The organism is Lactococcus sp. S64 (assembly GCF_016516525.1).
Classification (GTDB): domain Bacteria; phylum Bacillota; class Bacilli; order Lactobacillales; family Streptococcaceae; genus Lactococcus; species Lactococcus lactis.
In genome coordinates this window covers 196,722-222,307 of sequence record NZ_JACVUQ010000001.1, presented here as the reverse complement: position 1 = coordinate 222,307, position 25,586 = coordinate 196,722, and the positions used below count along the sequence as shown (strand labels likewise).

The 25,586-nt window shown below is 33.3% G+C and carries 28 protein-coding genes, 1 tRNA gene and 1 pseudogene; 4 read left to right on the top strand and 26 right to left on the bottom strand.

From position 1 onward, the window contains the following. Positions 1-562: 562 nt before the first annotated feature. The 7 genes and pseudogenes from cls to IAE51_RS01045 all read right to left on the bottom strand — a co-directional run bounded on the left by cls (position 563) and on the right by IAE51_RS01045 (position 5,235). Entirely contained in the window at positions 563-2,011 is a 1,449-nt protein-coding gene (gene cls / locus IAE51_RS01075; RefSeq protein ID WP_058203819.1) for a cardiolipin synthase, read from the bottom strand. A 443-nt stretch (positions 2,012-2,454) separates the two neighbouring features. Further along, entirely contained in the window at positions 2,455-2,655 is a 201-nt protein-coding gene (locus IAE51_RS01070; RefSeq protein WP_011669084.1) for a cold-shock protein, read from the bottom strand. Positions 2,656-2,787: 132 nt separating this feature from the next. Beyond that, positions 2,788-2,988, bottom strand: a complete 201-nt coding sequence (locus IAE51_RS01065) for a bacteriocin (RefSeq protein ID WP_200094521.1) — start codon at positions 2,986-2,988, stop codon at positions 2,788-2,790. Positions 2,989-3,089: 101 nt separating this feature from the next. Further along, a tRNA-Met gene (locus tag IAE51_RS01060) sits at positions 3,090-3,163 on the bottom strand. Positions 3,164-3,686: 523 nt separating this feature from the next. Continuing rightward, positions 3,687-4,016, bottom strand: a complete 330-nt coding sequence (locus tag IAE51_RS01055; RefSeq protein ID WP_012897762.1) for a multidrug efflux SMR transporter — start codon at positions 4,014-4,016, stop codon at positions 3,687-3,689. A 365-nt stretch (positions 4,017-4,381) separates the two neighbouring features. Then, a pseudogene (locus IAE51_RS01050) lies at positions 4,382-4,803 on the bottom strand (VOC family protein). Positions 4,804-4,875: 72 nt separating this feature from the next. Further along, positions 4,876-5,235 (bottom strand): YxeA family protein, encoded by a 360-nt coding sequence (locus IAE51_RS01045; protein WP_103054727.1) that lies wholly within the window; start codon positions 5,233-5,235, stop codon positions 4,876-4,878. Between the two features lie 682 nt (positions 5,236-5,917). On the opposite strand from IAE51_RS01045, the gene IAE51_RS12395 reads away from it, so the two are divergent. Then, on the top strand, positions 5,918-6,076 hold the full coding sequence (locus tag IAE51_RS12395; RefSeq protein WP_081041239.1) for a tyrosine-type recombinase/integrase: 159 nt from the start codon (positions 5,918-5,920) through the stop codon (positions 6,074-6,076). Between the two features lie 109 nt (positions 6,077-6,185). Here the strand turns inward: IAE51_RS12395 and IAE51_RS01035 are convergent, their stop codons facing one another. Genes IAE51_RS01035 through IAE51_RS01020 form a run of 4 tightly spaced genes read right to left on the bottom strand, consistent with a single transcriptional unit; the run spans position 6,186 to position 10,174 of the window. After that, entirely contained in the window at positions 6,186-7,253 is a 1,068-nt protein-coding gene (locus IAE51_RS01035) for an ABC transporter substrate-binding protein (RefSeq protein WP_136122469.1), read from the bottom strand. A 47-nt stretch (positions 7,254-7,300) separates the two neighbouring features. Beyond that, positions 7,301-8,101 (bottom strand): ABC transporter permease, encoded by an 801-nt coding sequence (locus IAE51_RS01030; protein WP_058202847.1) that lies wholly within the window; start codon positions 8,099-8,101, stop codon positions 7,301-7,303. Position 8,102: 1 nt separating this feature from the next. Further along, positions 8,103-8,891, bottom strand: a complete 789-nt coding sequence (locus IAE51_RS01025; protein WP_012897758.1) for an ABC transporter permease — start codon at positions 8,889-8,891, stop codon at positions 8,103-8,105. Further along, positions 8,888-10,174, bottom strand: coding sequence for an ABC transporter ATP-binding protein (locus IAE51_RS01020; RefSeq protein ID WP_033899526.1), 1,287 nt, complete (start codon positions 10,172-10,174; stop codon positions 8,888-8,890). The genes IAE51_RS01025 and IAE51_RS01020 overlap by 4 nt, the downstream gene beginning before the upstream one ends. 429 nt (positions 10,175-10,603) lie before the next feature. Here IAE51_RS01020 and IAE51_RS01015 point away from each other — a divergent pair, with 429 nt between their 5' ends. Further along, positions 10,604-10,744, top strand: a complete 141-nt coding sequence (locus IAE51_RS01015) for a hypothetical protein (protein ID WP_023189302.1) — start codon at positions 10,604-10,606, stop codon at positions 10,742-10,744. 153 nt (positions 10,745-10,897) lie between these two features. On the opposite strand, the gene murB is transcribed toward IAE51_RS01015, so the two are convergent. The 14 genes from murB to IAE51_RS00950 form a co-directional block, all read right to left on the bottom strand. Next, positions 10,898-11,797: a UDP-N-acetylmuramate dehydrogenase gene (gene murB, locus IAE51_RS01010; protein ID WP_033899523.1), complete on the bottom strand. Its 900-nt coding sequence runs from the start codon at positions 11,795-11,797 to the stop codon at positions 10,898-10,900. A gap of 42 nt (positions 11,798-11,839) precedes the next feature. Further along, positions 11,840-12,439, bottom strand: a complete 600-nt coding sequence (gene niaX / locus IAE51_RS01005) for a niacin ECF transporter S component NiaX (RefSeq protein ID WP_200094519.1) — start codon at positions 12,437-12,439, stop codon at positions 11,840-11,842. A 253-nt stretch (positions 12,440-12,692) separates the two neighbouring features. After that, positions 12,693-13,583, bottom strand: a complete 891-nt coding sequence (gene thrB, locus IAE51_RS01000) for a homoserine kinase (RefSeq protein WP_057720245.1) — start codon at positions 13,581-13,583, stop codon at positions 12,693-12,695. 4 nt (positions 13,584-13,587) lie between these two features. Continuing rightward, a complete protein-coding gene (locus IAE51_RS00995; RefSeq protein WP_003132116.1) occupies positions 13,588-14,874 on the bottom strand; it encodes a homoserine dehydrogenase in 1,287 nt (428 codons plus the stop codon). Between the two features lie 176 nt (positions 14,875-15,050). Continuing rightward, positions 15,051-15,692, bottom strand: coding sequence for a deoxynucleoside kinase (locus IAE51_RS00990; RefSeq protein WP_032398530.1), 642 nt, complete (start codon positions 15,690-15,692; stop codon positions 15,051-15,053). A gap of 126 nt (positions 15,693-15,818) precedes the next feature. Continuing rightward, positions 15,819-17,102 carry a folylpolyglutamate synthase/dihydrofolate synthase family protein gene (locus IAE51_RS00985; RefSeq protein ID WP_200094517.1) on the bottom strand — a complete coding sequence of 428 codons (1,284 nt, stop codon included), beginning with the start codon at positions 17,100-17,102 and terminating at the stop codon, positions 15,819-15,821. An 18-nt stretch (positions 17,103-17,120) separates the two neighbouring features. Then, complete coding sequence (locus IAE51_RS00980; protein WP_021721819.1) at positions 17,121-17,618, bottom strand: NUDIX domain-containing protein; 498 nt, start codon at positions 17,616-17,618, stop codon at positions 17,121-17,123. Between the two features lie 2 nt (positions 17,619-17,620). Then, complete coding sequence (gene folP / locus IAE51_RS00975; protein ID WP_033899512.1) at positions 17,621-18,694, bottom strand: dihydropteroate synthase; 1,074 nt, start codon at positions 18,692-18,694, stop codon at positions 17,621-17,623. Continuing rightward, a complete protein-coding gene (folE, locus tag IAE51_RS00970) occupies positions 18,691-19,740 on the bottom strand; it encodes a GTP cyclohydrolase I FolE (protein ID WP_109990864.1) in 1,050 nt (349 codons plus the stop codon). The genes folP and folE overlap by 4 nt, the downstream gene beginning before the upstream one ends. A gap of 79 nt (positions 19,741-19,819) precedes the next feature. Further along, positions 19,820-20,170, bottom strand: coding sequence for a dihydroneopterin aldolase (gene folB, locus IAE51_RS00965; protein WP_003132106.1), 351 nt, complete (start codon positions 20,168-20,170; stop codon positions 19,820-19,822). Between the two features lie 53 nt (positions 20,171-20,223). Beyond that, a complete protein-coding gene (yihA, locus tag IAE51_RS00960) occupies positions 20,224-20,811 on the bottom strand; it encodes a ribosome biogenesis GTP-binding protein YihA/YsxC (protein WP_010905788.1) in 588 nt (195 codons plus the stop codon). Then, positions 20,808-22,043 carry an ATP-dependent Clp protease ATP-binding subunit ClpX gene (gene clpX / locus IAE51_RS00955; RefSeq protein ID WP_200094514.1) on the bottom strand — a complete coding sequence of 412 codons (1,236 nt, stop codon included), beginning with the start codon at positions 22,041-22,043 and terminating at the stop codon, positions 20,808-20,810. Before clpX ends, yihA begins: the two co-directional genes overlap by 4 nt. A gap of 76 nt (positions 22,044-22,119) precedes the next feature. Then, positions 22,120-22,290: a hypothetical protein gene (locus IAE51_RS12115; RefSeq protein ID WP_003132101.1), complete on the bottom strand. Its 171-nt coding sequence runs from the start codon at positions 22,288-22,290 to the stop codon at positions 22,120-22,122. Next, on the bottom strand, positions 22,287-22,793 hold the full coding sequence (locus tag IAE51_RS00950) for a dihydrofolate reductase (RefSeq protein WP_010905786.1): 507 nt from the start codon (positions 22,791-22,793) through the stop codon (positions 22,287-22,289). The genes IAE51_RS12115 and IAE51_RS00950 overlap by 4 nt, the downstream gene beginning before the upstream one ends. A 398-nt stretch (positions 22,794-23,191) precedes the next feature. Here IAE51_RS00950 and IAE51_RS00945 point away from each other — a divergent pair, with 398 nt between their 5' ends. Then, the gene (locus IAE51_RS00945; RefSeq protein WP_033899498.1) at positions 23,192-23,701 is read left to right on the top strand and encodes a tRNA (cytidine(34)-2'-O)-methyltransferase; all 510 of its coding nucleotides are present in this window, start codon (positions 23,192-23,194) and stop codon (positions 23,699-23,701) included. Positions 23,702-23,820: 119 nt separating this feature from the next. Further along, a complete protein-coding gene (locus tag IAE51_RS00940) occupies positions 23,821-24,234 on the top strand; it encodes a hypothetical protein (protein WP_200094512.1) in 414 nt (137 codons plus the stop codon). Between the two features lie 27 nt (positions 24,235-24,261). On the opposite strand, the gene IAE51_RS00935 is transcribed toward IAE51_RS00940, so the two are convergent. Then, positions 24,262-25,566: a nucleobase:cation symporter-2 family protein gene (locus IAE51_RS00935; RefSeq protein WP_033899494.1), complete on the bottom strand. Its 1,305-nt coding sequence runs from the start codon at positions 25,564-25,566 to the stop codon at positions 24,262-24,264. Positions 25,567-25,586 lie beyond the last annotated feature (20 nt).

The window sequence follows — 25,586 nt, the reverse complement described above, 5'->3', positions numbered from 1 at the left end:
TTTTTCTATTTATAATAATAAATTAATACTTACCCTATTAACAACTCATATTGTAAACGCTAAGAATACAATACTACCATACATATATTTATATTCTTTATAATTGTATTACAATATGTCATGTACTTCATATTGTACACTATTTTTATTATTTTGAAAAGCCCCAAAATGGATAACACTAACTGTTAAACTAATAAATAAAAAGAAAAGGAGCAAGAATCACTCTCTTTTCTTATTTACGGATTCTACTCAACAGCATTAATTTCTGTTGAATCATTTGCGTAGATTTATTTGCTTTGCTTATCTCATCATCATTACGCATTTACTCGGTATAAATAACAAATGAGTATTTATGATTTTTTATTTAGAGTAGAAAATCAAGAAACTAATAAGTATGAAAGATTTGTAGCATCTATTACTCTACTCTTGAATAATTGACTCTCAGTTGTAGGAAGAATTACTCCAAAATAAAAACCACTAAAATTTTCAAGTGATTTTTATTTTTCAATATCAATGTATTTTAAAGGAGTCAATTCATCCTTATTAAGACCTATAGGACCATTTATAATATCGGACTAAGCAATCTCGAAAAGTTTTGCTTGATTTTAAGCCAGATAGATTGTTGGGCAATTTCTTCATCAGTAAGTAGCTTTGAATTTCTTAAGTCTCCCTCAAAGGTCCTGCTCATCTCTTTTGCTACAGTTTCATCATAACAAAAAGCACTTATCTCGAAATTTAATTCATAACTGCGAATATCTTGATTAGTTGTACCAAATACTCCTAATTTTCCATCCATTACAAGAGTTTTAGAGTGTATGAAGCCATTTGTATAATTGTATATTTTCACACCGTGTTTATGTAGATAATTTGCGTAATATTGTGTTGCTCTAAAAATAAACGGATGATCTGGCATATTGGGAATCATAATTCTTACATCAACACCAGAATTCGCCGCTGCTACAAGCGCTGTTATCATAGAGTCATCAGGTATCAAGTAAGGCGATTGAAGCCAAATATAGTCTTCCGCATCCATAATCATTTTAATAAAACCTGTTCTTAAGGTTTTATTATCACTCTCTGGTCCGTTAGCGACAATCTGAATATCAATGTTCCCTTCTTCTTCCGGTACCACAAAATATGAATCTTCTCTTTCAAGCTTATCATTAGGATCTCTGACTGAAACATTCCAATCTCGAATAAATGTTTCTTGAAGACCAAAAGCTGCTGTACCAACAATTCTACCGTGTGTATCGCGCCAGAAGCCAAACTTTTTACTGTTATAAATATATTGATCACCAACATTAAAACCGCCAGTCCAACCAATTTGACCATCTATCACTACAATTTTACGATGTAAATGATAGTTAAGTCGGGTTTTTGTTAGTGTATTACGCGATGTGATAAAGGCTGTGACCTTACCTCCTGCCTCTTCTAAAGGTTTAAAGAAATCCTTTCTCGTTTTTCCTCCCCATGGATCGTAAACTACTCTAACTTCCACCCCTTCTTTAGCTTTTTCAATTAGATGATCTCGAAAAGCAGTTCCAATTTTGTCATTAAAGAATGCATAGTACTCTACATGAATATTATCTTTAGCATTCTTTATGTCGTCAAACAAGGCTGAAAATTTATCTTCTCCATTCAGATAAAAATTCACTTTATTCCCACGACAAAGTGGTGTACGTTCCATATTATTAAAATACCTTTTCAGTAATCTTTCATGGGGTGCCATTTCTTTTGGCTCAAATTTTTCATTATTTTCACGCACCCTTTGGGCAAGAATAGATAGATTATATTTATTTTCTTCTTCAAAACGATTTGTTGTTGTTCGATCAAGCCCTCTTCCTAAAAAAAGATAGCCAAGGAAACCAACGCCTGGTAAAAAGAACAAGAACATAGACCACGCAAAAATACTAGCAATAGACCTAGGTTTCCGAAAAATTGTCACAAGGGCAAGCAATGTGTTAATCGTTATTAGTGTTCCCATCAAACTATAGATTGTCGCAAGTGACATAAAATATTTCTCCATAATCTCCATAAAATAATATTATTTATCTAATTATATCAAAATTTATTGGATACTTTATGTATTTTATATAAGCAAAGTTCAAAGTTTTTTTGTAAGTATTATTGATTCATTAGTTATTAATGCATTTGTATTATCTATACCACTATAATAAACTAACTCTGAAAGTTATTTTTATTTTTTTAACTATTACATTATTGGATAAACATCTTTCTCCAAATAAAGCTTGCTATTCTCGTCTTGTTATTATTGAAAATCATAACAAAATATAGAATTATAAATTATTTGGCAAATTTTTGGAATAAATAAAATGCCAGCAGATTGCTGACACCATGTTTAAGAGTTCTAATATATCATACTCTCTCATAATTTCAACCGAATATAAAAAACTGAAGTAATGACTCCAGTTTTTGCACGATTTTCAGATGCAATTATGCTTTTGTGATATTAACTGCTTGTGGTCCACGTTGACCTTCTTCAACATCAAATTCAACTTTTTGACCTTCATCAAGTGTTTTGAATCCATCAGATTGGATTGCTGAGAAGTGAGCGAACAAATCTTTGCCTTCTTCTGAAGTGATAAAGCCAAATCCTTTATCTGCGTTAAACCATTTTACTGTTCCATTTGCCATAATATTTATTTCCTTTCGACAAAATTGTAAATCTCATTTTGCGAAAAAGTGCATTCCTAAAACATTTAAACTCGAGACAAAACCTACCTCATAGTAATAACACCTATTATTACTAAAGGCAAATTGGTCTATTTAATACTTATTGATCTTCTTGTGACTCCCCAGATTTTCATGCGGATTTGCTTTAGCAAGTGTCAGGGTTTCTCTATCAACAACCCTGACATCATGGTTTTCTAATTCAACAATTAGTGCATTATTATAGAGATTAATATATCCAGAAACGACCGTTGCATGTTCCCCATTTGATAATGTAATTTTATCTCCTGTTTTCATTTTTCACTTCCATTCTAGGTGTTGCCTATTTCACGAAAAAATTTTTACTTAAGGGTGGGTTTTTATAAGAAAAATAAGGGCTCCCTAAAGCCCTTAAAATATTGCGGGAATAGGATTTGAACCTATGACCTTCGGGTTATGAGCCCGACGAGCTACCTAACTGCTCCATCCCGCTTTTTAACTATAACACTAATATCAGTTAAAAACAATTTAACATTTGGATTCATAAATTATTTTAAAGATGTGTTATCTTATCCGAACACCAAGTTATTTCTCACATTAGTAAAGCTATCACTAGATATATCACTAAAATACTTACTATAAACTCGAAAAACAGTATTCCTATGATCGCCCTTTTCTCTTTATTATTATTCGTTAGATGCTCCTTAATCTTATTATCAAATTGATTTTTGTTTATAGTTACATATTATTTAAAAAAGCTAACCCAAATGTGGGAGGGTGACTCATGTTAGAAAGAAAAGAGCTCAATCAAACTCACCAGAGTAAGTATACCAATTTTTACTATTATTACAAGGGATTCTTTGAATAAAAAAGCACCTAAATTCATAGGCGCTTAGGAGTATTTATGAAAAAGTTATTTTTTGGAATGAACTTATTATATAACTTGTTTCTTAAATGAATGATAATCTCAGCCTAGCTCTTAAGAACTAAATTCTTTTTAGGACAATTATATAAGTTTAATGTGATGAACCGTATATATTTACTAATACTACTCCTATTACAATAAAAAACAACCCTAAAATTGTTGCTATATTGACTGATTCTTTCATCACAAATATTGAAATCAGCGTAACCAATATGATTCCAAGAGCCCCCCAAAGAGCATAGGCAATATACAAAGGAATATAATTAACTGTTTTTGAAAGCATAAATATTGCAAGCCCAAATAAAGCCATGCAAAATATTGATGGAAGAGGTTTTGTAAAACCTTCTGTATACTTAATTAAACTTGAACCAGTAACCTCTGAAACAATAGCAATCGCTAAAAATAAATAACCTAAATTCATTTTTGTCCCTCTCCGATTATAATATAATGATAACAGTATAACATATTAAAACCAAAATAAGAAAGTACTCTAATGACGGTTAGAGTACTTTCGAAACAATCTATTGCTATTATAACTTATATGTTGACGTTTACAAAATGATATACTCTGGTATTATAAATAACAATTCTATAAAGCATTTCTTTTGACAACGTTATCTTTTGTTGGTATTCTTAAGCTATCAATTAAGAAGGAAACCCGAAATGGTTGGGAGAATATAATTATTTAGTGGGTTCAATCCCCACCTCCTTCATTATTAAAACTATCCTACTAGTCTGCTGCTATTAGGTTTTTTTAAAGAAAAACACCCGCTGAAGCGGGATAAATTATTTAACACGGGTAAACATCGGGTGACCTGGAACAAATTCAATTAAATCCCATAAGTTACCATATAAATCTTTGAAGACTGCAACTTTTCCATATTCTTGGACTTTTGGAGGTCTAACAAATTCAACACCTTTATTTACCATCTCTGAGTAATCTCTATCGAAATTGTCAGTTCCCAAAAAAAGAAATACTCGCCCTCCTGCTTGATTTCCTATGAATGATTCTTGGACTTTCTTTGTAGCCTTTGCCAAAAGAATAGTTGTACCATTGGAACTAGGAGGAGATACTACCACCCATCTTTTTTTTGCTCAGGTTGATATGTATCTTCTACTAATTCAAAATGAAGCTTTTTAGTATAAAAATCTATTGCCTCATCGTAATCATTAACAACTAACGCAATATGCACTATTGATTGAATCATAATTCCTCACTTTCTTTGATATTATTATATCAAAAAAACCCCTTGACTAAAGTCAGGATATTAGTTTACAATCTATTCTTTTAATTTTTCCAATGCTGCTTTTGGTACTTCACTTTTTTTAACCTCTTCCCAAGAAATTACTCCCTTAGTAGGATTAACCTTTAATTTCAAATATGCTTCTTTTCGAAGATTATGATCCGTATTGAAATCGACTCTTTTTACTTTTCCATCTTTTTGATAAGAATCTATATCATAAGCATATTGTTTATATTTTGCACTTGATTCGGACGTAATTTTTTCCTCTTCTTTACCATTTTTATTAATCTGAACATAGTAGGCTGTACCGCCATAATTTACCTTATACCAAGTATAACCAGAGCCGATAAGGATTACTAATAATACAGTAGCTAAACCAAAAAATATTTTTTTCATTATTTTATTCCTCAAAATGTTTTGATACTTAAAGTATAACATTTTGTAAGTGTAACACTTACAAAATTGTAAAAAACTGGCCGAAGTCAGGGTTATTTTTATTCAAATTTAATATATCTGCCATTGCTTTAGGCGATACCTGTGCTTGTTCATAGAATTCGGCAAGAGTGTTCCACCAGTTCCCAATTTTAGATTTTTTAACTCTTCTATTCTTCAAAATCGGTACGGATAATAAGAATCTTATCAGAAATATTAACAATCATGACCTGCTTTATTTGCAAAAGTTCTCCAATGTTATTCATATCAACAAACCTCCCAAACTTTAAATTCCCCCTGTGCTATATCAAAAGCTTCTTTAAGAGTAAACACGCGCTCTTCTATTTTTCCCATGTATTTGTTGTAAATTAAGTAGATATTGTCCACGTTCTACTCTCCTGTCTTTTTTCACTCCAATTCAATTAGCATATTTGTATTTCTGATAGAAATCAGTTCAGAAGCATTTTTTGATTAGATGAAAATTTTAAAAAAATTATTCTTTGGAGATATAAACATCGCCAAGAAAAGTTGTTCCAAGATTTGGAACTCACAAATCCTAACCCTAATAATTTAGTTTGCTGGCATCAACACAGAGGAATAATTGTAATTTTAGAAGCAAATAAGCACTAAAGAAATTCTGTAACGAATTGGACTTGACCATCATATAACTTCACATGAATTAAGACATACACATACCTCTGTACTTCTTTATAAAAGAGTTAACATTATGACTATTTCTAAAAAAATAGGACATTCAAATATATCCATAATACTCGATATGTATTTCCATATTCTAAAGAGCTAAAAAATTTAAGAATATAAAAGTTAAAAATATCTTTAGTAAAATAAATAATGATATAAAATTTGCCACAACAAAGAAAAAAGAGCGTAACCGCTAGGGTTGAATGCTCTTTTTATTTATTCATCTTAAATTCTAAATATAAATCATTATAAATTCCAGTCCAGTATGGATTGAGGTTTTTGTAGGCTTCATCATCTTTGATGGTTACTTCATCTGGATAAAAGGATTTATTATCTCGAATTTCTTTGGGTAAAAGGGCTTTGGCTTTCAGATTTGGAGTTGCATAACCAATCCACTGCGCATTTTGGGCTGCATTTTTGGGTTCTTGCATGAAATTGATAAATGCGTAAGCTGCTTTGACGTTTTTAGCTGTTTTTGGAATGGCTAAATTGTCATACCAAATATTTGTTCGCTCAGGAATAACGTATTTCAAATTTTTATTTTCAGAGGTCATCTCTGCTGCTTGTCCGCTATAAACAACGGCCAAAGGTGTTTCATTATTAATCATGTAATTCATGATTTCATCACCCAGAATTGCTTTTACATTTGGCGTAAGTTTTAGAAGATCTTGATAGGCTATATCTAGCTCTTTTTGGTTGGTTGTATTTAATGAATATCCATGTTTACTAAGGACCATTGCCATAACGTCACGCACACTGTCTGTCAGTAAAATTGAGTTTTTGTAAGTTGGTGACCAGATATCATTCCACGTTTTTGGTGGCCTTGTTACTGTTTTTGAATTATAAACAATCCCTAATGTTCCCCAAAAGTATGGAACAGAATATTGATTTCCTTGGTCAAAAGCCGGATTTAGGAGTTTAGGGTCATCATCTTTTAAACCTTTAATCTTACTATGGTCTAGCTTAATGAGCAAATTTTCTTTGGCCATTTTTTCAATCATGTAATCGGAAGGAACAATCAGGTCATAAGCTGTTCCTCCTTGTTTGACTTTTGAATACATGGCTTCATTGGAATCAAAGGTCATATAGTTTACTTTATATCCTGTTTCTTTTTGAAATTTACTAATCAAGTCTGGGTCGATATACTCTCCCCAGTTAAAAATGGTCAGGCTATTATTTTGAGTTTTGACTCCATCAGCAGCTTTCATTCTATTAGTAATCAGTCCTAACGAGGCAGTAATAATCAAAATTCCTACAAAGAAGTATAATAATTTTTTCAAGTTTCTCCTTTCTATACTTTGAGCTACAAAGTATCAGTAAAATAGTTTTAAGTCAGATTTGAAGATTTTCCAACAGTTTCTGAATCTCTCATAATATAATAATAGCCTATAACTAATAGAATTGAAAAGAGAAATACAAGAGTAGAAAGGGCATTAATTTCTAAAGAAATTCCGGCGCGAGCTCTGGAATAGATTTCAACTGATAGGGTTGTGAAATCATTTCCTGTGACAAAGAAAGTGACAGCAAAATCATCTAAAGAATAAGTAAATGCCATAAAGAAACCAGCAATAATTCCTGGTGTTAAATAGGGCAGGGTAATTTCACGCATTATTTGGCTTGAATTTGCCCCTAAATCATTTGCGGCATCAATGAGTGAACTATCCATTTCTTGATAAAGCGGCATTACCATCAGAACCACAATAGGGATAGAAAAGGCAATATGACTGAGTAAAACAGACATAAAACCAAGTTTCATTCCAACAATTGTAAATAAAATCAGGAAGGAAGCACCGATGACAACGTCTGGGGAAACCATTAAGACATTATTTAAGCCCAGTAAAGTTTCACGACGTCTTCTCTTGAATTTAACAAGGTTCAAAGCACCAATTGTTCCAATAACTGTAGCAATCAGTGAGCTTAAAAAGGCGAGAAAGAAAGTTTGAACAACAATCAGAATTAGACGACTGTCAGAAAACAATGTTTTGAAATTATCTAATGTGAAACCTGTAAATTTGCTCATATCACTTCCGGAGTTGAATGAGTAAAAAATAAGGTAAAAAATAGGTGCATATAAAAGGATGAGGACAAAGGTGAGGTAAACTTTACCAAGTGAATTTTTCTTTCGCAAATCAATCTCTCCTTTCTTTCGTCATTCTCATGACAATCAACATGGCTACAACTAAAACAACAGCAATGGTTGAACCCATTCCCCAGTTTTGTGTCGTTAGGAAGTGTTCTTCAACGGCCGTACCGAGTGTGATGACTTTATTCCCACCGATTAAACGCGTCAACATGAAGAGTGACAAACTAGGAATAAAGACAGCCTGCACTCCAGCTCTAACACCGTTTAATGAAAGTGGCCAAATCACTTGAGTAAAAGTTTGGAAACGTGAGGCGCCTAAATCGGCACTCGCATTTACCAAATTATCATCTAAATCATTTAAAGCATTAAAAATTGGTAAAACCATAAAGGGAATGGAAATATATGATGCGACCAAAATAAAACTTAGGTCAGTAAATAGAATCTGTGTCCGTCCAATTCCCAAAAACTGTAAAAAGTTATTAACTGAACCATATTTACCAAAAATTCCAATAAAGGCATAAGCTTTGAGTAACAAGTTAACCCAAGTAGGTAAAATAATAAGCATGAGCCAAAATTGTTTCATTTTTAGTTTGGTCAAAACATAAGCTACGGGGTAGGAGATGACAAGGGTTGCTACAGTAATAATCAGTGCGTAGAGAATAGAGTTCCATGTCATTAAGAGGTAAGTTCCGCTAGAAAAATAGAGGATATAATTGTTAAGGGTAAAGTGACCATTTAAATCAAAAAATGATTGCCATAAAAGCATGGCCAAAGGGACGATAACAAAGAAAAGAATCCAGAGAAAATAGGGAACAGAATAAATTCTTTTGGTCAATTATTAGCCCCACTTTCTTTATTTTCTGACTCAGGTTCATTCTCTTGCTTTTGTAAAATTTCATTCACTGTTTCAGCAAGTTCTGTCAATTCCATCGTGTTTTCAAGCGCTTCTTTAACGGCTTCTTGAATGGCAGCTTCTTCTTCGGCATTTTCTTCTTCGACAGCATTAGCTAAACCGACCGTTTCTTCTTCTTCAACATATTCTTCAATACGTGCATCAAATTCTTCTTCGGTTTCATTAAGACGCATGATGTGAATGGCTTCTGGGTCAAAATCGAGTCCAACTGTTTCTCCAACAATGGCTTTATGTGTTGAATGAATGAGCCATTCGTTATTAAATTCATCGTAGGCTACAATTTCATAATGGACGCCACGAAAGAGTTGAGTATCTACTTTTACATTGAATTTGCCTTCGTCAGGAAGTGTAAACCAGATATCTTCAGGGCGAATAACAACCTCAATTGGTTCATTTTTACGCATCCCCCCATCGACAGCTTCAAATTTCTGACCATTAAATTCAACGAGGTAGTCTTCAATCATTCTTCCGTTTAGAATGTTTGATTCACCAATAAAATCAGCAACAAAATGATTAATTGGTTCATCATAAATATCAGTTGGAGTCCCTGATTGCACAATTTCACCCTCATTCATGATGAAGACCCAATCAGACATCGCTAGCGCTTCTTCTTGGTCATGCGTAACAAAGATAAATGTAATTCCAAGACTTTGTTGTAACTCTCTTAATTCATATTGCATATCTTTTCTGAGTTTCATATCAAGTGCTGAAAGAGATTCATCAAGTAAGAGAACTTTAGGGCGATCAATTATGGCACGGGCAATAGCTACCCTTTGTTTTTGCCCTCCTGATAATTTAGTAATTGAACGCTTTTCAAAGCCATCTAAACGCACGAGTTTTAAACTCTCAGAGACGCGCTTGGCAATTTCCTTTTTATCTACCCCTTTAATTTTAAGAGCGAAAGCGACGTTATCAAAAACGTTCATATTTGGAAAAAGAGCATAGGATTGAAAAATAGTATGAACATTTCGTTTATTTGCGGGTAAGTCATTAATTCTTTTATTATCAAGAATAACATCACCATCGGTTGCATCAAGAAGCCCAGCAATAATATTTAAAATTGTTGATTTTCCTGAACCTGACGCGCCTAAAAGAGTATAAAATTTTCCCTCTTCTAGTTCAAATGAAATATCTTTAAGAACGGTTGTATCAGTGTCAGCATAAGTTTTACTGACATTTTTAAATTCGATAATTGTTTTTGACATTTTTTTAATTCCTTTGAATATAAAGATGTGATAAGCCGTAAAATTGCTTGTAAGTAATATAAAAAACCAAGCCAACGCTTGGTTTCATCATCAATTTAAGTTTTCTGATTCCAAAAGGAAAAACAGAAAAATCTAGTGCAGAGTCTATACAGCAGAAGAACTTTTAATACTCTTATTGATGCGCCAAAGCGTGTTTTTCTTGGGTGGGGCTTTTATATTCCCCATAACTCCTAAAAAGAGTTAATCAATAAGGCAACGAAAGTCGCCAATTTCGGCTTTTGACCCGGCTGTCCGTCTGGCCTTGGCTCAATTTTTACTGACAAATCGTCAATATTTTACTGACGAGATGTTATTTTTACTGACTAAAAGTATTTTTGAGAAATTTTTAGTTTCGTCAGTTCAATGCGACCAAAGGAAGTCATTGAATCGGTGGATAAGGGAAGTTTCAGCTTTGCTGAAATTTCTATCAGTTCAATGCGACCAGAGGAAGCCATTGAAGCGGTAGATAAAGGAAATTTCGACTTTGTTGAAATTTCTGTCAGTAAATTAAATCCAGAATTCAACCATTAAATTGGCAGATAGAAAGGTCTAATTTGTTGACGGCTTATTCGTCAGTAAAATTGAGCGGTCAAATCTTCTGTATATGCACAGAACATCATTAATTATAGCTTAAATTAGATGATTTATCAAGTTGAAATTTGAAAAAGACAGGAAAATCCTGTCTTATTTTTCACCGATTATTCTAACTTCAGGTTCAAGAGTAACCCCTGAGTTTTCTTTCACTTTATCAATAACATGTGCGATAAGTTTTTCATAATCTGTCGCATTTCCATTTGCAACATTAACCATGAAACCTGCATGTTTTTTGCTAACTTCAACACCGCCAATGCGTACGCCTTGTAGATTAGCTTCTTGGATTAATTGTCCAGCAAAATGGCCGACTGGGCGTTTGAAAACTGAACCGCAACTTGGATATTCCAAGGGTTGCTTACTTTCGCGCAGGAAATTGAGTCGATTCATTTCATTTTGAATTTGAGTCGGATCACCTGCTTGGAGTTCAAATTTTGCTGACAAAACAACCAAATTTTTGTCACGAATGACAGAATGACGGTAGCCAAATTGCATTTCACTTGCAGTCAGAACCGAAATGTTTCCGTCAGTATCCATAACTTTGCAACTTACCAAAACTTGAGAAATTTCGCCACCATAAGCTCCAGCATTCATGAAAACAGCACCGCCAATTGAACCTGGAATTCCGCAGGCAAATTCAAAACCTGTCAGTGAATTTGCTTGTGCCACTTGTGTTACTTCTTTTAATTTTGCACCAGCTTGAGCTTCAATCGTATAGCCAGCCACTTTTACTGACTCTAATTTTTCAAGTAAAATCACAAGGCCACGAATTCCACCATCACGCACAATCAAATTTGAAGCATTTCCAAGCACAGTAACTGCTGTGTCAGTTGATTTTGCTTTGACTAATAATTCTGTCAGTGCTTCAATTGTAGCTGGAAAAGTTAAGATATCTGCTGGTCCACCTACTTTTGTATAAGTATATTTTGATAATGGTTCATTAAATTTAACCAGCAAATCTGGGATATTTTCAAGGTCAGTTTCTTTTATCATATCCTTATTTTATCATTTTCTATTAAAGATGACAATTTTGTCTTAAATTTCGGCTTTAACTTTCTTTTTATTCAAGAAACCTTTAGCTTTATCGAAGATATCAATTGGGAAGGCTTTGCTCAAAACATTGCACAAACCAAGCGCTAAATTGAAATCAATCATACTGTGAACAAGACCACCAAAACCAATCAATAATAGAAGATTAAGTAGAGCAGCTTGATCAATATTTGCAAATCCTAAAGAATAAAAAACATAAACTACTAAAGTTTCCAAACCAGCATGAAAAATACCGAGAATAAAATTAAAAATTTGGATTTTAACTTTTTGATGAACAAGTTCTGGATGTTTCTTTAGGACATAAGCACCCACTGTCATTACAGGGAGATGCATAAGGGCACGCAACCAAATAGTTGGTACCGGAATACTAATCATAAATCCTAGGGTAGTTCCTAGAGCAACAAAAGCGGTCATTAATGGACTAAAAAACATGGCAGCCATTACGGGAACATGTGAGGCAAGCGTGAATGATGCAGGACCAATAATAATTTTAGCCGGCATAATCATTGGAATTAAAACTCCAAGTGCAGTTAGCATCGCAGCAATAATCAGATTTCTGACTTTTGCTTTTTTTGTTTGAGACATTTGAGTTTCCTTTTCTTTTTAAACTCTTGCTTTAAAAAAGCGGACAGTAGGGCAATAATGGTTTTTCATTTAAATCACATTTCCTGTCAATAAAAGAAATTTAATTATTCATTACTTTTAATTTTAAAAAAATGATCAATCAAAAACCTTGTTCTGACAAATAAAATGAAAGTTAGTGAACTACTTTACATTCTTTTTTGCTTTAATGATTATATCATTTTATATGTAAAATAATCAAGAAAAAAATCTGTATTTATAATACAGATTCTTCTACTTGTAATCCATTACTGTCAACTTCCAAGGAATAAAGTTGACCAGATAAATTTTGCTCATTAATTTTTTCTGTCAGTAAATTCAGCTTATCATCGGGTAAAAGGAGCATTACTGTTGGCCCCGCCCCAGATAAATAAGTTCCATAAGCACCAAATTCATGACCAATTTCTCGCAAAATTTTCAGTTCAGGAACTAAAGAAGCGCGATAATTTTCATGAAAACGGTCAGACTCTATCATTTGCCCAGCAACTTTTAAATTTTTTGTCAAAAGACTGGCCGTCAGTACATTTGCAATAGAGCTGGCAGCAACGGCCTCTTTGTAAGCCAATTCCTTAGGTAAAACTTTTCGACTTTCAACAGTTTTTAACTCATAGTCTGGAACAAAAGCTAGAAGTTTACATGAAGGAAAGTCTGAGCTAACATAATTCGTTTTGTCAGCAACAGTACTTGCTATAACTAAATTTCCCAAAAGTGCTGGTGCAACATTATCAGGGTGTCCTTCAATTTCACAAGCAAGTTCAAGTTTTTCTTCTGTTGTCAAATTTAGCTTTGCTAGTTGATTAGCTAATTCAATCCCAGCAATAATGACTGAACTTGATGAACCCAAACCTCTTGCTAAAGGAACTTCCGAAGTCATTTTCAAATGATATTTTACTGACAGACTGGAATTTTTAGCTTTCAAAACTGCTGACAGCGTGGTCAGTAATAAATTTTTTTCGTCAGTAGGAATATTATTTCCTAAATCATGGTCAATTTTCCAATCATTACTTTCTTCAAGTACTTCCACTGTCAAATACAAGTTGACCGCAATACCAATTGAGTCAAAACCTGCACCTAAATTTGCTGATGTCGCTGGTACAATAATTTTCATTTTCCTAGTCCCCCAAAACTTTAAAATAATTAAGTAATTTAAAATCTACTTCTTCTTTTAATTTATCTTGAATGGCCAAAAGTTGAACGCGGTTAATCTGATGACTGATAATCACAACAACTGCGCGATGTCCATCACCTTTTTGTTGTAAAACTTGTTCAAAAGAGACATCTTCACTTGTAAATAACTCCACCAAGCGCAATAATTGCCCAGTTGAATCTGGTGTTTCAACGGAAAAATAATATTTATTTACAATATCGTGAGGATTAGCTAAGCTCGTTGGACGTGCGTATTCATTAAATGACTTCCCAATTGTTCCATCTTTTTCCCGTTTAACAATTCGAACAATATCAGCTAAAACACTCGTAGCGGTTGGCTTTTGACCTGCTCCCGCCCCATAGAACATTGAATCCCCAATTCCATCTGATTCAATAAAAACAGCATTCATAACACCATTGACACTGGCCAATGGATGACTTTTGGGAAGAAAAGTTGGGCTAACCTCAGCGAAAATTCCTGATTCAACCTCATTAATTTCACCTGTCAATTTTAAAACATAACCAAATTGTTGAGCAATCTCAACGTCAGTTTTTTGAATCGTTCTGAGGCCAGATTTAGAAATTTGATCAGGACTTAGAGTCATTCCGAAAGCAAATTCACTTAAAATCGCTAATTTATAACTGGCATCAATTCCGTCAACATCATTTGTTGGGTCAGATTCAGCATAACCAAGTTCTTGAGCTTTGGCCAAAGATTGGTCGTAAGTCCATGCCTCCTCTGACATTTTCGTCATCATAAAATTACTTGTTCCATTAAGAATTCCTAAAAGATGTGTGATTTTGTCTGATGAAAATGAATTGGCTAAAGTTCTTAAGATTGGAATCCCACCAGCAACAGCCGCTTCATAATAAAGAGCAACATGATGTTTCTCTGCCAAAGCACGCAATTCAGTTCCATGAACAGCCAGTAAATCCTTATTGGCTGTGACAACATTTTTACCCGCTTTAATCACTTTCGTAATGTAGGTCTTAGCCGGTTCAATCCGTCCCATCAACTCAACAACAATTGAAATCTCAGAATCAGCCAAAATTTCTTCTAAAGTTAGAACAAAATCATATTGATAACCCTGTGCTCTAGCTTTTTCAATTGCTTTTTCATCTCTCATCAAAACTTTTGAAATGACGATTTCTTCATCTAAAATTTTTGATAGTTTTTCTTTATTCTCAGAAATTAAAGTTGGAAGCCCAGTTCCAACTGTCCCAAACCCCAATATTGCTATATTTACTGTCATCACTTCTCCTTTTCAAACAAAAATTAAATTTTAAGATAATTCAAAAAATAACTTTCGCTCAATTTCTTAATATTATACCATTTTTATCGAAAAAAATTTACTGACAGAAAGCTCAGTAAATTTAAAAGAATAAAAATTACTGACAGCCTTGTCAGTAATAATAATTTCACTATTTTTTAAAGCAAATCTAGTTTTTTCAACTCATTATCGATTTGTCCCAAAACTTCATCAAGATGTTCAGGATTATTGACAAAATCAATAGAATCACCATCGATTCTCAATTTTGGCGAAATGTTGTAATTTTTATACCAATCAGGATATTCATCATGCACTTGAGCATAATAATCTTTTAATCCTTCTTGATTTTCAATTTGTTCAAATGAACGACCACGTTGTGCAATTCTTGAGAGCATTGTTTCAAATGACACATCAATATAAACCAATAAATCCGGACGTTTTTTAGGCATTCCATCAAGTTCTTCTAACATGTTTGCTAATAAATCTTGATAAATTTCCAATTCAGTTTTTGTTACATTTCCATTTTTATAGTTCAAAGTTAGGAAAAGCTCATCCTCAAAAATCGAACGGTCAAGCACGTTATTATCCTGACGATAAGCCATTTTAATTGATTCAAAACGTTTATTCAAAAAATAGATTTGTAGCAAGAAAGCATACTTTTGAGGATCTTGATAATAAAGATCAAGTACAGGATTATTGTCCACTGCTTCATAAAAAACATCCGTTTTTAAATGTTCTCCTAAAGCCTTTGCTAGACTCGACTTCCCTGCACCAATTGTACCTGCTAATACGATCAAAATTGTCTTTTCCTCCTCGTCATTTCTTCAAAAGAAAGAAATGAATTTATAAATCTATTTTATTATAGCCGAATTTTTTAAATTTACAACTATTTATTAATTTTAAAAACTAAAAAATCATTTTAGTTATTACTTCTCTTTTTTCAAAAACTCACGAACTTGAGATGAGAAATAGAGAGAGCCTGTAACTAATAACAAATCATCTTCAGCTAAATTTTTTTGCGCACGAACTAAAGCTAATTCCCAACTTGGAGCCAATTCAACCCCTTCTTCTTCCAATCTTTGAAAATTTCCCAAATTCAAAGCTTTCGGATAATCAAAAGTTGTCAAAATCAGATGCGAATTTTTCACAGTTTGAAGCATTTTTATCATTTGACTAATATCTTTTGTAGTAATGGCTGAAAAAATGATTGTAATCTTTTTATCTGGAAACTCAGAGCTAAGGTTTTCAAGCAAACGATTCATCGCATGAACATTATGAGCACCATCCAGTAAAATGAGTGGTTTTTCACCCAATTTTTCCATACGAGCTGGCCAAAAAGCCTCACGAATTCCAGAGCGAATCACATCCTCAGTCAATTCAATCCCAACCTTACTTGCATAAACCAGAGAAAGTTCAATAGCCATACCAGCATTTTCTATTTGATGTAAGCCAACTAAAGATTTTTCAATATCCAATATTGCTTCTTGACCAGAAAAGAAATTGAAATGTTCGTGTTCTTCTACTTCCGTACGATAATCATATGGAAATTGATAAACACGCGCTGTATTTTTTCTAGCCACTTCCCATATAACCCGAAGTGCTTTTAACTCAATATTTCCAACAACTACTGGAATTCCTGGTTTAATAATTCCAGCCTTTTGAGCTGCAATTTCTTCAATCGTCGAACCAAGAATATCAATATGATCTAAACCGATTGTTGTGATTCCAGAAACAACAGGTTTAATCACATTTGTTGAATCAAGAAGTCCACCTAAACCAACTTCAATAACCGCTAAATCAACCTGCTCATCAGCGAAATATTTAAAAGCCATTGCCGTGATAATTTCAAATTCGGTAATTCCAGTCAGTTCAGCATCTTTATCAAGTTCAGCAACAAGAGGCTGGATCATTTCTACATAATAAATTAATTTATCATCAGCAATCGGGAGTGCATTAATCGACATCCGCTCACCAAAAGTGGTGATGAAAGGACTTGTGAAAGAAGCAACCTTCAGACCTGCCTGCATAAAGATTGAGCGTGTGAAAGCGACTGTGGAGCCTTTTCCATTTGTTCCAGCAACGTGAATCATTGACAAAGACTCTTCTGGATGACCAAGCAATTCTAAAAGGGCCGAAACACGACTTAGGCCTGGGCGAATATTAAATTTTAAACGTGAATGTATCCATTCCAATGCTTCTTCTATAGACATTTTGTGACCTTTTCTACTTTATCTTTTGTATTGATAATATTTTTTAAATTCATCAGGAGCTTCAGTTCTATCAAGAAGGAAAAAAGGCAATTCAGCAAGGTCTGCTTCTTTTTCTTTTAGTTCCAATAGAAAACGAAAATCAATGTGTTGATGTTCTTTCTCATTCTTAATTTTGTTGTAAGGAATATTAATCAAGTTAACATCTACCAACTTGCCTGATTCTGACGCTGAAAAACCTGTTTCTTCATGGAACTCACGAATCGCAGTTTCCAATGGCTTTTCTCCTAGTTCAACATGACCTGCTGGAAGCAAAAGCTCCTTTTGATAAGGGTGTTCAATAAAAAATAGTTTATGTTTTTTAAAAACTAATGCACTTGCTGACAATTGTAAATCTGGATTCTTTTTCCCCCGAAGCTCTAAAGTCGAATTTTTCAATAATCGAATAATCTCGGAAAATTTTTCTTCACTTCCAATAGCAGATAAAGCTTGAATTTCAGCAATTAGGTCTTCATTCATTTTTAAAATTCCTTATAAATTTCAATTGCATCGAGTAAACGTTTAGTCTCCTTAACATCATGAACACGCAAAATCCGTCCCCCGTCAGCAACCATTTGCGCTTCTAGGACAAGGCTTGAAAAAAGCCGCTCATCTCCTTGGGCATTGAAGAGTTTTCCCATAAATGACTTACGAGAGATTGCAATCATAAGAGGTAAACCTATTCTGCTTAAAATTTCAGTTGATTTAACCCGCTCAAGACTATCTGAACCTGAATCTCCATTAAAAAAACCAACTCCAGGATCAATAACGATTTGTTCAGCTTTTAAACCAAGTTGAAGTAACTCTTCTTTTTTATTTTCAAAAAATAATGGAAGTTCTTCATAAACATTATCAGCATAACTAAAACCAGCTCGCCCATTATTCATAGCAACTAAAGCCGGTTGATACTTTTCTACCACTTTTAATTTATCATTTGTATCAAAACCATCAATATCGTTAATAATATCAACCCCAGCGTCTAAAACTCGTTCCATGACATAAGCTTCATCCGTATCGACAGCAAAAATCGCTTTAGGAAAGTTTTTTTTCAACTCAAGAATAGGTTCTTTCAGTCTGTTCCATTCCTCTTCTGGGCTAATATCGTCATATCCTGGTTTCGATGATTTCCCTCCCAGCTCAAGAACAGAAGCTCCATTTTCTAAATCAGCTTCTACTCTTTTTAAAATATGAGAGAGGTTTAAATTATCTGGATTTCCATCATAAAAAGAGTCTGGTGTAACATTGACGATTGAATAGACAATTGACTTTCTAGTTAAATCAAAATTGAAATTTTTACCTGACCAAATGATTTGATGACGCTTATAAATCACTTCAAGCATTTTTTTATCTTCATCATTTTCAAAAAGATTAATCAATTTTGCTAAGTCATCAATTGTTAAAACTACTAACAAGGAGTCTGGAGCCAGTCTTGTCAAACTACCATTTCGATAAAGTTTTTTTTGAAGAGAAATCATTTCATTGTGATTTAACTCATCAAATTTTAGGATAATATTTTTAAGAGAAAAAGATTCTTGATTAAGTTCTAAGATTTTCATAAAAGACTTTCTAAAAATTCCATTCTTTTTTCATTATTTTCTTTAAATTCACCTAAAAAATAAGAAGTTTTAGTAATAGAATTTACTTTTTTTACTCCACGCATTTCAACGCACATATGACGTCCTTCAACAAGAACTGCCACTCCTTTAGGACTCAAAATATCAGTCAAAATATCTCCAATATCATGAGTGATATTTTCTTGAACCGAGAGTTTGCGCGAAACATAATCAACTAAACGGGGAATTTTTGACAAGCCAATAATTTTTCCATCAGCTGGGATATAGGCAACATGTGCTTTCCCGAAAAATGGTAACATATGATGCTCACACATTGAATAAAAAGGAATATCTTTAATCAACACAATTGAATCCGTTTTAGAAGAATCAATTTCAAAAAGTTTATACTCATTAAACTTGCTTAAGCGTTGTGATGAAAGAATTTCTTCATACATTTTAGCTACTCTCGCTGGAGTTTCAAGTAATCCTTCTCGATTTGGATTTTCCCCTACTGCAAAGAGAATCTCTTTAACGGCATCTTCAATACGATTTCTCGGTGTTTTTTCTTCTTTTATCACATGGAGCTCTTGTTCACTTACTGAAAGTTCGGCTATTGCTTTTTCTATTGACGCATAATATTTAAAGTCTTTATCAATAAGTTCAAAAATAGGTTTCAAGACAAAAAGACGATTAAAAGCTTCTTTATGTGGAATAACCAAGTTTTCTTCTTGCATTTCTAAGTCGTTATAGAAAATAATATCAATATCAATTGTTCTTGGCCCCCAATGAATTTTTCGCTCACGGTTCAAAGATAGCTCAACTTCATGAATAAAAGATAATAATTCCAAAGGTTCAAGTAGCGTTGCCACCTTTAATGCCAAATTAGTAAAATCATCTTGTTTGACGCCGCCGACTGGAGTACTTTCATAAAAATTTGATACTTTTTCAATCATAATTTTAGGGTGTTTTCCCAATAAACGAATGGCTTCATGTAAATAATACTGACGGTCACCAATATTACTTCCCATGCTTAAGTAAGTTGTTTGCATAAGTCCTCCATTTAGACATAATCTTTTATGATTTTGTTTCTCTTCTATCTCTTTAAAATATTTATCTTAAAAACCAGCTTTAGCCTCTCATCTCAATTTCAGCTGAATCAAAAATTCCTTCAATCGGTACGGCTAATTTTCTAAGATGGACTTCAACCGTTGATATACGCTCTGAAGTAGCCTTTACTGCTTGAATAATTTCAAAGGCAACATGTTCAATTAAATCAGCTTTTGAAGATTCTACAACTGCTTTTGTTGCCTCATAGAAATCAACATAAGACAAAGTTTCATCTAATTCGTCTTTTCCTGAAAAATCAAAATTTGTTTCCACGATTAAATCAATTTCGAGATTTTGTCCGAGAACTTTTTCTTCTGGCAGAACACCAATATGTGCCCTAAATTTTATATTATTAAGTTTTATTTTGTACATATTTCCTCTTTTTAAGTGTAGAAAAGGCTATGAATCTCTTCATAGCACTATTTTCAGAGATATCTTAAAATCGCTTCCCAAGCTTCTTCAAATCCTGTCTTATCAGTAGAAGAAAAGATAATAAAATCATCTGTACTATCAAATTTCATTGCTTTTTTGATAATAGATTCATGTTTATTCCACTTACCACGTGGAACTTTATCGGCTTTGGTCGCAACTAAAATCACTGGAATATGGTAGTATTTCAAAAACTCATACATCATCAAATCATCTTCTGAGGGTTCATGACGAATATCAACTAAGCTGACAACTGCTTTTAAATTTTCTCTTGTTGTCAAATATTCCTCAATCATTTTACCCCATTTTTCGCGTTCCTTTTTAGAAACACGAGCGTAGCCGTAACCAGGTACGTCAACGAAATGAAGTTGATCATCAATATTATAAAAATTGAGCAACTGTGTTTTACCAGGTTGACCAGAAGTTCTGGCAAAGTTTTTACGATTAAGTAAAGTATTAATAAAACTTGATTTACCGACATTTGAACGCCCAGCTAAGGCAATTTCTGGCCAATCATTTTCTGGATATTGTTTTTTTGATGCTGCTGAAATTGTTATTGTCAGATTATTTGTATTTATGGTCATTTTTTCTTGGCCTCTCGAATCATTTGTGGCTCAGCTTTTCCATCAACAACTGCTTCATTAATAATAACTTTGGTAATTTCTTCATGACTTGGAACTTCAAACATGATATCCATCATTACTTCTTCAATAATTGAACGAAGTCCACGCGCTCCTGTTTTGCGCTCAATTGCTTTTCTAGCAATTGCCATGAGGGCTTCATCTTCAAATTCAAGTTCAACATTATCAAATAAAAGGAGTTGTTTATATTGTTTAATCAAAGCATTTTTAGGTTCTGTCAAAATTTGAATCAAATCCTCTTCGGTCAGACGTTCCAAAGCAGCAACAATTGGTAGACGACCAATAAATTCAGGGATTAATCCAAATTTTTGAATGTCCTCGGCAATAATTTCTTGCATATAAGAGTCATCGTCATTTAATTTTTTATTATTGGCACCAAAACCAATAATTTTTTCACCTAAACGTTGTTTGACAATTTCTTCAATCCCGTCAAAAGCTCCACCAACGATAAATAAGATATTTTTGGTATCAATTTGAATCATTTCTTGATTAGGATGTTTACGTCCACCTTGTGGTGGAACGCTAGCTACTGTCCCTTCAATAATTTTCAAAAGGGCTTGTTGAACACCTTCCCCGGAAACGTCACGAGTAATTGATACATTTTCAGATTTTTTAGCAATTTTATCAATTTCATCGATATAGATAATTCCACGTTCAGCACGTTCAATATTGAAATCACCCGCTTGTAAAAGTTTTAAGAGAATATTTTCAACGTCTTCTCCAACATAACCAGCTTCAGTTAAACTTGTCGCATCTGCAATCGCAAACGGAACATTGAGTGATTTCGCTAAAGTTTGAGCGAGAAAAGTCTTACCAGAACCGGTAGGTCCGATTAATAGAATGTTTGATTTTTGTAGTTCAATATCTTCAGCAATTTTACTTGCTGTAAAATTAATTCGTTTGTAATGATTATAAACGGCAACTGCAAGTGCACGTTTTGCTTTTTCTTGACCTATCACGTACTCATTTAAATGGTCAAACATTTCTTTAGGTGTTTTAACTTCAAGCATTTCTGAATCTTGTTCTTCTCTTAATTCTTCTTCTAAGATTCGAGTTGAAAGTTCAATACATTCATTACAAATATAAACGTCTGAACCGGCAATCATTTTTTTTACATCATCTTGACTCTTTCCACAGAAAGAACAATGTATATTTGGATTTTGTGTATTTGACATAGTTATTTTTTTCCTGATTTCACTAACATAAAAAGTAAGTATTATTGGCTTACTTAAAAGGCACTTTTTCTATTTTTTAAAATAAAGTTCCAGAAAAAGCGTGAATTGTATTTACGAGGTTCGTAAAAGCATTGAGTAAAAACAATACTCCCAGACCCCAACGTTTTTTTCTAAAGCATTGAATAGCGATGACAATGCTAATCCAACAAAGGAGAGCTGTGAAAAGCCCAAAAATTGATTTTGTCATGGTTGTTTCACTTTTTCATATTTTTTAATTGTAAAAGTATAAGAATTCCGCTCATCTTTATCGTGAAATTTTTCAGAGACTAGCTTAAATCTTCCAAAGTCAAATGTACTTGGAAAATAAGTATCTCCTTTAAATTTTTCATGAACAACTGTTCGATAGAGCAATTCAAGTTCAGATTCAAAAAGGGCTAAAATTTCAGCTCCTCCTGTGATAAATAAGTCTTTATTTTGCTTATGGTACCAATCTAGAACTTCCTTAGGGCTGTGCATGATGAGCACTTTTTCATTATCTGATTGATAAGTTTCATCGCGAGTTAAAATAATACTTATTCTCCCTGGCAATACACGTTTATTCATTCCTTCAAACGTTTTTCGTCCCATCAAAATCACTTGATTCATGGTTGTTTCTTTAAAATGTTGTTGTTCAGCAGGTAAAGACCAAGGCATTTTATCAGCTTCACCGATAAGACCTGCTTCATCTTCTGCCCATATTCCAATTATCATAGCAACCCCTCTCATTGATTTTTACTTTTACTATTATAGCAAATTTTTGCTGTTTTCGCTTTGACAAGTTTGATATTGGTCACTCATTTTTAAAAATAATTTCTTTTTTTTATCAAAAAAATTTAGTTTTCTCTTTACAAAATACAAAAGAAGTGGTATGATATCAATTATATTAATTTGTTTCAATCTTTCCTGTTATGATTAAAGCAAATTAGTCCCCCAACTAGACTTCTTGCTGAGATTGACTCCGAGGGGTCTAGTTTTTTTGTTTTTTACTTTAATTAATTTACTGACAGCTCTTCTGCTTATGGTAAAATGTTCTTAAATAATTACATTTTACTCATAGATTTTTTGATAAGGCTGTCAGTAAAATTTTTGTTATTAAGAAAGTGTATTTCATGAATCATATTGCTCTTTTTGAACCTCGTATTCATTTCAATACAGGAAATATCGCCCGCACTTGTGCGGCTACTAATACCGTTTTACATTTAATTGAACCCTTTGGTTTTGAAATTTCTGATAAGCATCTTAAGCGTGCTGGTTTAGACTATTGGGATAAGGTAAATATTGTCTATCATAAAAATTTAGATGATTTTATGAATTCAATTAATGACGGAGGACAACTCTATTTGGTCAGTAAATTTGCTGAGCATGTTTATTCTGACGTTGATTACTCCAATGATGAAAAAGATCACTACTTCTTGTTTGGCCGTGAAGATACAGGTTTACCTGAAGAATTTATGCATGAACATCGTGATGAATGCATTCGTATTCCGATGAATGACGAACATGTTCGGTCATTAAATTTATCAAATTGTGCTTGTATGATTGTCTATGAAGCTTTAAAACAACAAGATTTCCGTGGACTAGAACTCGTTCATACTTATGAAAAAGATAAGTTAAAATAATTGTATTTATAAATAGACAAACGCCCTGTTACTGACAGGCGTTTTTTTATTGTTCTTTTATTTAGCGAGTGCTATAATGAAGGCAAATAAGAAGGAGATACAAAGATAAGGAGCATTTTATGAAGGCTAAACTAGGCAATGAAATTGTTGAATATTGGCAAATCAGCCTGACTAATCCCGCAAACGAATCGTGGGGCTTAGAGGCTTTTAAGAAAGGACAGCTCTCGTGGTCTGGTCAATTTGCAATGAATAAGGAGACCAAAGAAAAATTACTTGCTGACGGAATGTCTACAAAAAATCCAGCTGAGCATGATACCCTTTCTAAAGAAATAAAACATTTGGACTGGCTAGGGCTTTATATTTCGCCAAATAAGCTGAGTAATGCTTATCTGGATAATATTTATCTTGTAGTCAATCAAGTACGTATTCCATCCTTTGGACGACTTGGAGAGTACCTCCTAGTAGCACCTGATGGTTCTTTTGAAATTTACTCTGAAAAGAAATTTCAGCGAGATTTAGAAAAAATTCAATAAAAAAACCACCTCAACGGTGGTTTTATTTTATTTTGTTTCGTCAGTAACTAATTCATCTTTTTTTCCATGATTAAATACTAAATTCAGGATAATTGCTGAAACAGTACTCATCACAATCCCATTAGAAACAAAAGGTTGAATAAAGCTTGGAAGTGCTGTAAATAAGTTTGTTGAGTTAAAACCAACACCCATCGCAATAGCAACCGCAGCAATCAGAAGATTTTGATTTCCTTCAAATTCAACTTTTGCCAACATTCTAATTCCTTGTGTGGCAACCATACCAAACATAATCAACATCGCTCCACCCAATACTGGAGTTGGAATAAGTTGTGCAACAGCGGCAAATTTTGGAATAAGTCCTAATACAATTAAAAATCCAGCTGTGAAATAAATAGGTTTACGTGTTTTAATTCCTGATAATTGCACTAAACCAACGTTTTGTGAAAAACCTGTGTAAGGGAAAGTGTTGAAAACACCACCAAGAAATACAGCAAATCCTTCCGCACGATAACCATTACGCAAACGTTTTTCATCAAGATTTTCACCAGTAATATCAGCAAGAGCTAAATAAACTCCTGTTGATTCAACCAATGACACGATAGCAATAATAATCATCATTAATGAATCAGCCAAATAAAATTTAGGTGCTGAGAAATAAAAAGGTTGTGGCAAGTGTGCCCATGGTGCTTGAGAAACAACTGAAAAATCAACTAAGCCCATGCTAGCAGCCAAAATTGTTCCAGCAATAAGCCCAATTAAAATAGCAATAGAACGAATAAATCCAGTAGTAAAGATATTAATTAAAAGAATAATCACTATAGTTGAAATAGCTAAAATTAAACTTTGGATTGTTGGTTTGTCAACATTATTCCCCATATTGCCAATAGCAACAGGAATAAGGCTTAAACCAATTGTTGTAATTACTGAACCAGTAACGATTGGTGGGAATAGTTTTCGGATTTTAGAGAAAATTCCTGAAACCAAAATAACGAAAACCCCTGCAACCATTAATGAACCAAACATTGCTCCAGAGCCATGTCTTTGACCAATAATAATTAATGGAGCAACAGATTGAAAAGCAACACCAAGGACAACTGGTAAGCCAATCCCAAAGTGCTTACGTAGTTGGAGTTGCAAGAAAGTGGCTAAACCACACATGAAAATATCTGCCGAAATTAAATAGGTTAACTGAGTTGCTGAGTAATTTAAAGCTCCAGCAATCATGATTGGAACAAGAATTGAACCTGAATACATGGCCAGCAGATGTTGTAATCCTAAAACAGCAGATTTTGAGTTACTTTGCTCCTGGCTTTGTTCATTTTTTTGAGACATTTTGATTTTCCTTAAATTTT

What these genes read in the sequence shown, in the direction of transcription:
- folE (WP_109990864.1), bottom strand. Translation starts at nt 19,740, where the DNA reads ATGCAAACAACTTACTTAAGCATGGGAAGTAATATTGGTGACCGTCAG.
- IAE51_RS00985 (WP_200094517.1), bottom strand. Translation starts at nt 17,102, where the DNA reads ATGTCTATAGAAGAAGCATTGGAATGGATACATTCACGTTTAAAATTT.
- IAE51_RS01070 (WP_011669084.1), bottom strand. Translation starts at nt 2,655, where the DNA reads ATGGCAAATGGAACAGTAAAATGGTTTAACGCAGATAAAGGATTTGGC.
- IAE51_RS01020 (WP_033899526.1), bottom strand. Translation starts at nt 10,174, where the DNA reads ATGTCAAAAACAATTATCGAATTTAAAAATGTCAGTAAAACTTATGCT.
- IAE51_RS01045 (WP_103054727.1), bottom strand. Translation starts at nt 5,235, where the DNA reads ATGAAAAAAATATTTTTTGGTTTAGCTACTGTATTATTAGTAATCCTT.
- IAE51_RS01055 (WP_012897762.1), bottom strand. Translation starts at nt 4,016, where the DNA reads ATGAATTTAGGTTATTTATTTTTAGCGATTGCTATTGTTTCAGAGGTT.
- IAE51_RS00945 (WP_033899498.1), top strand. Translation starts at nt 23,192, where the DNA reads ATGAATCATATTGCTCTTTTTGAACCTCGTATTCATTTCAATACAGGA.
- IAE51_RS00950 (WP_010905786.1), bottom strand. Translation starts at nt 22,793, where the DNA reads ATGATAATTGGAATATGGGCAGAAGATGAAGCAGGTCTTATCGGTGAA.
- folP (WP_033899512.1), bottom strand. Translation starts at nt 18,694, where the DNA reads ATGAAAATCTTAGAACTTAATCAAGAATCTTTTTCTCTTAAAAATATT.
- yihA (WP_010905788.1), bottom strand. Translation starts at nt 20,811, where the DNA reads ATGACCATAAATACAAATAATCTGACAATAACAATTTCAGCAGCATCA.
- murB (WP_033899523.1), bottom strand. Translation starts at nt 11,797, where the DNA reads ATGATAAAAGAAACTGACCTTGAAAATATCCCAGATTTGCTGGTTAAA.
- thrB (WP_057720245.1), bottom strand. Translation starts at nt 13,583, where the DNA reads ATGAAAATTATTGTACCAGCGACATCAGCAAATTTAGGTGCAGGTTTT.
- niaX (WP_200094519.1), bottom strand. Translation starts at nt 12,439, where the DNA reads ATGTCTCAAACAAAAAAAGCAAAAGTCAGAAATCTGATTATTGCTGCG.
- IAE51_RS01065 (WP_200094521.1), bottom strand. Translation starts at nt 2,988, where the DNA reads ATGAAAACAGGAGATAAAATTACATTATCAAATGGGGAACATGCAACG.
- IAE51_RS00935 (WP_033899494.1), bottom strand. Translation starts at nt 25,566, where the DNA reads ATGTCTCAAAAAAATGAACAAAGCCAGGAGCAAAGTAACTCAAAATCT.
- IAE51_RS00980 (WP_021721819.1), bottom strand. Translation starts at nt 17,618, where the DNA reads ATGAATGAAGACCTAATTGCTGAAATTCAAGCTTTATCTGCTATTGGA.
- IAE51_RS00940 (WP_200094512.1), top strand. Translation starts at nt 23,821, where the DNA reads ATGAAGGCTAAACTAGGCAATGAAATTGTTGAATATTGGCAAATCAGC.
- IAE51_RS00995 (WP_003132116.1), bottom strand. Translation starts at nt 14,874, where the DNA reads ATGACAGTAAATATAGCAATATTGGGGTTTGGGACAGTTGGAACTGGG.
- cls (WP_058203819.1), bottom strand. Translation starts at nt 2,011, where the DNA reads ATGTCACTTGCGACAATCTATAGTTTGATGGGAACACTAATAACGATT.
- folB (WP_003132106.1), bottom strand. Translation starts at nt 20,170, where the DNA reads ATGTACAAAATAAAACTTAATAATATAAAATTTAGGGCACATATTGGT.
- IAE51_RS12115 (WP_003132101.1), bottom strand. Translation starts at nt 22,290, where the DNA reads ATGACAAAATCAATTTTTGGGCTTTTCACAGCTCTCCTTTGTTGGATT.
- clpX (WP_200094514.1), bottom strand. Translation starts at nt 22,043, where the DNA reads ATGTCAAATACACAAAATCCAAATATACATTGTTCTTTCTGTGGAAAG.